This is a genomic window from Streptomyces violaceorubidus (genome assembly GCF_000717995.1).
Classification (GTDB): Bacteria; Actinomycetota; Actinomycetes; order Streptomycetales; family Streptomycetaceae; genus Streptomyces; species Streptomyces violaceorubidus.
Window position 1 is genome coordinate 1 of the sequence record NZ_JODM01000073.1, and the last position, 5417, is coordinate 5417.

Genomic DNA, 5417 nt, shown 5'->3' on the forward strand with positions numbered 1-5417 from the left:
ACACCGCAGCCCCATCGCTTACGAGAACTCCCTCCGAACGACATCAACTACGCTGACGCAAGCCGCATAACCCGTGTCCAGAAACCGGGGTCAAGACCCCAGTGGCCACCGCGCGCGGGCAGGACCATCTGCTGCTACATCGGGTCAAGGACACCACCGAGTGGCTGAGCATGATGGACTGGAACACCGGCGAGTGGCGTGAGCTCGAGCAGAACGCCAGCCGCGGTTTCGTGGACACCTCGGCGATCTGCTTCCTGCCGTTCGCGAATGTGGTGGGCCTCATGCCGGGTTCCGTGTCGGCCCCGACCCACAAGGGGTTGGAGACCTGGCTGAATGAACTGCACCTCTTTCCCGACACCCGTCTGGCCATCCGGCCGGTGCTGTCCAAGGCCGAGGTCGAACGGCTGGGCACCGCGCAGGGGGCATCCCGTATCGAGATCAAGATCGGCAATCACAAGACATCGGCGCTGCGGGAGCGTACCGGCCGACTGGCGAAGTTCCTGCGCCTGGCGCACGAGGCCTACGGAGACATCAACGTCACGATGATCATCAGCGTGCCGCGGGGGAAGGGCCGGGACGAGGACCGCCAAGCGCTTCTGGACGACCTCAGAGACATCGCTCCGGTGGCGCCTGGGGCGGCCGACCGCGCCCGTGCCCGGCTGGTGTTCGCTGAAGCCGACGGTCCTGAGCGTAGCCGCCTGGTGGAACTGACGGAACACCACATCACGGCGAAACGGCGTGTCTCCGCGGTCGACGACGAGGGAAACTCCATCCGGATCTTGTCAGCGGTGGATGCGATCCTTGACGTAGCGGCCGAGCACGAGGGCGAGCTGCGGGCAGCGGTGGGGGCTGACCTGGGCTGATATGTGACAGGGGGCGGTGCGTTGAGCGTACGGGAGTCCGTCGTCGACCGGTGGTCCGAAGCCGTGTGGTGGGACTACGTCATCGCCTTCCTGCTGTTGTCAGCGCATGTAGCAGTCGTTCGGAGCTGGGGGCGCGGTGACTGGCTGTCCTGGATCGAATCTGAGCAGCGCGTCTCGCTGTACGGGACCGCCGCCGGCGTTGTCTCCGCCATCGGTGGGTTGAGCTCGATCGCAATCTCCATCTACCTGTCCAGCAACGGCGAACGGATCCAGGCGGTACGCCGGCACTACCAGAACGAGCTACGCCGCAACTGGAAGGCCCTTCTCGTGGCAACCGCCCTTATCTGCATGGGCTGCCTGGCCGCACAAGGCCTGGACGACAAGGCGGACTCGCACTCGGCACGCTTCGTCTTCGAAGCCTCGATGGCGTTCGCATTCGTGCGCTTCCTACGAATGCTGTGGCTCCTCGACCGCATGATGGGCCTCAACGACCTCGATCAGAGCGCCCCTCCACCACGCCCAGCCCCCCGGTACGACCCCGGCTGGCGTCAACGGAACCGGACCCCATAACAGCGTCGCGTGGGAGCCACACGCGCAAGAACGTCGCACGGCGAGGCAGAGGCCCCAGGTCAGTACAAGCGTGAGCGGGGTCCGTAATCGGGCGGCGGCCACCCCTTCTTGTACGCATCGATCGTGCGCCGGGTATGGGGCGGAGGGTGAGGGCAGCCCTGCATGAGGTCGGGCTCTCGCATCGCCCAGGACAGGGCGTAGTGGGCGGGGCTGAAGGGCCAGATCGTTTTCGGCGGCTTCGCCGAGGCGCGTGAGCCCTTGCGCCGCTTGGGGCGGGGCGGCTGGGGCGGGCGCAGCTTGCAGCTTTCGGCGAAGTCCGTCAGGTAGGGCAGGCCGGTGCTGCCCAGGGGGTCGGTGAACAGTGCGCCGTCGGTTCCGGCGGCAAGCCGCCAGATGAAGGCGGCGGCCAGCAGCAGGGGGCGTGCCCAGGCGGGGACGTGGTGGGTCATGCAGCCCTGGCGCAGTCCGTCGTCGTGGAGGGTGAGGGTGGAGGCGTCCGGAGCGAGGTCGCGGACGTGGGCGGTGGCCAGTTGCGTGACGGAGGCCGCGGTGAAGACGGCGGTGGCCAGCTCGGCAGCCAGGTGAGGGTGGACGGTGGCGCGGTGCAGCCGATGAGCGACCTCGGCCTCGGTGACAGCCGGGAGGACGGGTGCGAAGAAGTCACGGTCCTCGGCCATGGGCGCCTTGCACTGGCAGGGGCGGGTGGCGGAGTCGAAAGCGCTGAGCGTGGTCAGGGCGGGCAGATTGAGCCACCGGTTGGCCAACGGCCTGCGCGTGGCGGGTTCCGGTGGCGTGGCGGTGGGCGGTTCTGCCGCGGGCAGGAGGGCGGCCGCCTCCGCGACATGGTGGGCAACGCCGGCCAGGGCTCGCTCGACGGACGCGGGAACGTGGCGTGTGTGGCAGACCAGAGCCAGCCGGCAACCGGTGCGGTGGCGCAGCTGCAGCAAGGCCTTGAGGCGGTGAGGGGTGAGGAAGTGGGCGCGCAGGAGCATCAGGTGGCTGGTGCTGGTGGCGAGGATCCAGGCCGCCGCCAGGGTCCAGGCGGGGGCCGTGTCGAGCTGGCGGTAGCCGGGTACGGGTACGGGCTTGTCCAGGGCGGCGAGGATGTCGTAGGCCAGGGTGAGACTGGAGTCGGTGCCGGGTGTGGGGTGGACGGTGAGTCTTCCGGCTTCGGGGGCGTGTACGGCCAGGGCGGCGCGGGTGTGGACCAGGTCGTCGCCGGGGTCGAGGATGACGGTGACCGGGGACGGGTTGTCGCAGCTGAGCATGGTCAGACCGGCTGCCGGGTGGAGAGTTTGCTGTAGGCCCAGCGCAGCAGTTCCTCATCCACGCTGGTGCGGCCGGTCTCCTTCAGGCCGGTCACCAGGTGGTGGGTGATCTTCGCCCAGGCCCGGAAGTTTCCGTGCGCGGCCTCCTGGTCGCAGACCGCGATCAGGTCGGGGTCCGCCTCTTCCCATACGGGGTGGAAGGCGGGGATGACGGTGAGGACCTCGTCCAGGGGCATGCGGCCGATCTCCTGCCAGGCATAGACCCGGGATTCGAGCATCGGCTCGCTCTGCAGCATCTCGAAGCAGCCGTTGCCGCCGGTGAAGATGATGGTGAGGTCGGATGCGGTGTCGTCCCACAGGTAGCGCAGGTACTCAAAGCACAGCTTCGACAGCCACTGCGCCTCGTCACAGACCAGAATCCGCGGCTCCTCCAGCGCTCCGCGCAGCATGCGGTCGAACTCGATCGCGTGCGCCGGCGGACGGCCCGGCAGGCCCAGGGCGTGGAACAGCTCGTGGCGCAGGTCCCGGGTGGAGGGGCGGGCCCGGAACTGGATCCGGCGCGCCAATGACGGCGCGAGCTCACGCAGGGAAGCGTTGACCGCAAAGGATTTGCCGTTGCCGGCCTGTCCGTAGATGCAGATCATCGCCTTCGCCTCGATCGCGGCCCGGATGTTCTCCCGCGCCGCCAGCAGCGCCCGGGTGGAGACGATCTGTGCGCCAGGCAGGCGCATGAAGTGATCCTCACGCTCCCCAGGCAGACGCCCCTTGCGTTCAGTGGTAGCCATCCGAAGTCACTCCTCGTGCGAAGCGGGGGCGGTGCCGTCTACGTCATCGGGCGCCGGGGAGCGCGGCACGGTATCCGGGCGGGGGCGGGGGTGGATCCAGCCTGTGGGAGGGTCCCGGGGCGGGATCAGGTCTGGCAGCGCGCGGGCGGCCAGGTCGGCCGCCTTCGCGGAGGCGATCTCCGTCCGGGCCTGCTGCCCGGTGATCGCCCGCCGCGGACGAGGAACATCCGGTGTAGTGGTGGCCGTATAGCGGGTACGGCGCAGCTTCTCCGCCGCCTTCAAGTCGGCCTTCAATGCGCGGGCCTTCTTCTCCCTGACCGAGCTGAGCGCTCTGCGCTGCTCGAGTGTCGCTTCCTCGGCCAGGTACGCGGTTCCCAGGTGCTGGTCTGGATGCTCGGCCGAGAAGACCTCGATCTGGCCGTCGTAGTGCGGCAGATACCGCAGCCGCACGCGTGTGCCGACATGGCCGACCATCCACGCAGCGATGTAGAACCGGCGCCGCCATCTGACACCGCTCGTCGACATCTTCCGTACCCTGCCGTCATCCTCCAGGGCGAAGAACGCCAGTTGCTCCTCGGGCACGTCCTCCAGAGAAGTCGCGTCTGCTTCCCATGCCTGACGCGGCGTCCTGTTGTCCTCGAGGCCTGCCGGGTGGTGCTCGGCGTTCCACCAAGCCACCCAGTCCAGCAGCGCCTTTACGAAGTCCGCGAAGGACAGCAAGTCGCCCACCTCCTCGCGGCGATGCACCCCCAGGGGGCGGGCGCGGCGGGTGTAGCCCGGAAGCGAGACCAGGAACATCTCCTCCACCGCGCTGTTCAGTGCCTCGATGGTGCCCTTGCGGTAGGGCGTATACGCCGGCAAATCCTCCACCGGCACCGCGAAACCGCCCAACGCACGCACCACCGTCCGGCACAGAAACTCCTTGCCCCGGTCCACCCGCACCCTGCCGGGCAGACCACCGAACGGCCCGTAAGGCCCGGCACGGCTAATGCCCGTCCGCAGCGCCGCCAGCACCGCGTCACGCCCCGGCTCATGCGGAGTGACCGCCACCCCCACGATCACCTTCGTCGCCACATCGACGAACCACGTCACCCACGGGCACACCACCTGCCCCTCGACGTCCACCCGCACCGGGACCCGCTTGTGATCACCCTCCCAGCAGGCATTTCGGTACACCGGCGGCCGCTTCCCGAACACGTCATGCCGCCGACGGCCTGCCTCACCCGACCGCAACCCCACCCGCTCCCCCACCGACAGATCCCGCACCACCGCACGGTGGAGAACCGAGAGAGACGGGACCGGATCCGGTGAAGGGGCCCTCGCCGCACGGGCGGCAAGCTCACGGTGCACCGCAGAGACATTCCCACCCCACAGCGCAAGAAGCTCCCGGATCTCCCGCGTCACAGTGAACCGCGGACGCGGCCGCGGCCCTGTCCTGCCCTCACGACGCGCCACCGACAGCCAGTTCCACACCGTACGCTCCGAGACGCACAGCGCGGACGCCACCAAACGCACATGCGCCGTAGTCAGCTCGTCCCGTCCATCCAGAGCGAGCAGCCGACGCACAGCGCTCTCACGGCTCACTCCAGCCGGAACCGCCACATCACCAGAGCGAGACCCCTCCCCTGCGTCCACCAGCCCACCCCCTGACACGCCACCCGTCAGACGCAGACTGACCCCCGCCACGAGACACACGAGGCAACACGCCGCATGACATCACTCCAAGAAGTGACATCACCGCGATACAGGCACATCCCGAAACCCTCTACCGCTATAGACCCGGCATCAGGATCACCCACACTTCAGCAGCACTCTTCAGTCCCGAATCAGCGCGGCGCCTTCAGCAACCGACCAACCCACCCGCGACCACCAGGCACAACCCGACACTGCAAACAAAACACCGACCACTGAAAACCAAAAGCCGAACATCA

General features: G+C 68.2%; 5 protein-coding genes. 2 read left to right on the plus strand and 3 right to left on the minus strand.

Annotated features, from left to right (window positions below; translation table 11 throughout):
* The first annotated feature begins 101 nt into the window (after positions 1–101).
* Entirely contained in the window at positions 102–863 is a 762-nt protein-coding gene (locus IE94_RS0133790) for a hypothetical protein (protein ID WP_051777883.1), read from the plus strand.
* 21 nt (positions 864–884) lie between these two features.
* Positions 885–1433, plus strand: a complete 549-nt coding sequence (locus IE94_RS0133795; protein ID WP_037924542.1) for a hypothetical protein — start codon at positions 885–887, stop codon at positions 1431–1433.
* A gap of 59 nt (positions 1434–1492) precedes the next feature.
* Here IE94_RS0133795 and IE94_RS0133800 read toward each other — a convergent pair whose 3' ends face one another.
* Genes IE94_RS0133800 through IE94_RS36525 form a run of 3 tightly spaced genes read right to left on the minus strand, consistent with a single transcriptional unit; the run spans position 1493 to position 5052 of the window.
* On the minus strand, positions 1493–2701 hold the full coding sequence (locus IE94_RS0133800) for a hypothetical protein (protein ID WP_051777885.1): 1209 nt from the start codon (positions 2699–2701) through the stop codon (positions 1493–1495).
* Between the two features lie 2 nt (positions 2702–2703).
* A complete protein-coding gene (locus tag IE94_RS0133805; protein WP_037924544.1) occupies positions 2704–3432 on the minus strand; it encodes an AAA family ATPase in 729 nt (242 codons plus the stop codon).
* A gap of 60 nt (positions 3433–3492) precedes the next feature.
* On the minus strand, positions 3493–5052 hold the full coding sequence (locus tag IE94_RS36525; RefSeq protein ID WP_425337997.1) for a Mu transposase C-terminal domain-containing protein: 1560 nt from the start codon (positions 5050–5052) through the stop codon (positions 3493–3495).
* Positions 5053–5417: the final 365 nt, after the last annotated feature.

Bases quoted from the DNA above. Each gene is read 5' to 3' on its own strand.
- IE94_RS0133800 (WP_051777885.1), bottom strand. From the start codon at position 2,701: ATGCTCAGCTGCGACAACCCGTCCCCGGTCACCGTCATCCTCGACCCC.
- IE94_RS0133805 (WP_037924544.1), bottom strand. From the start codon at position 3,432: ATGCGCCTGCCTGGCGCACAGATCGTCTCCACCCGGGCGCTGCTGGCG.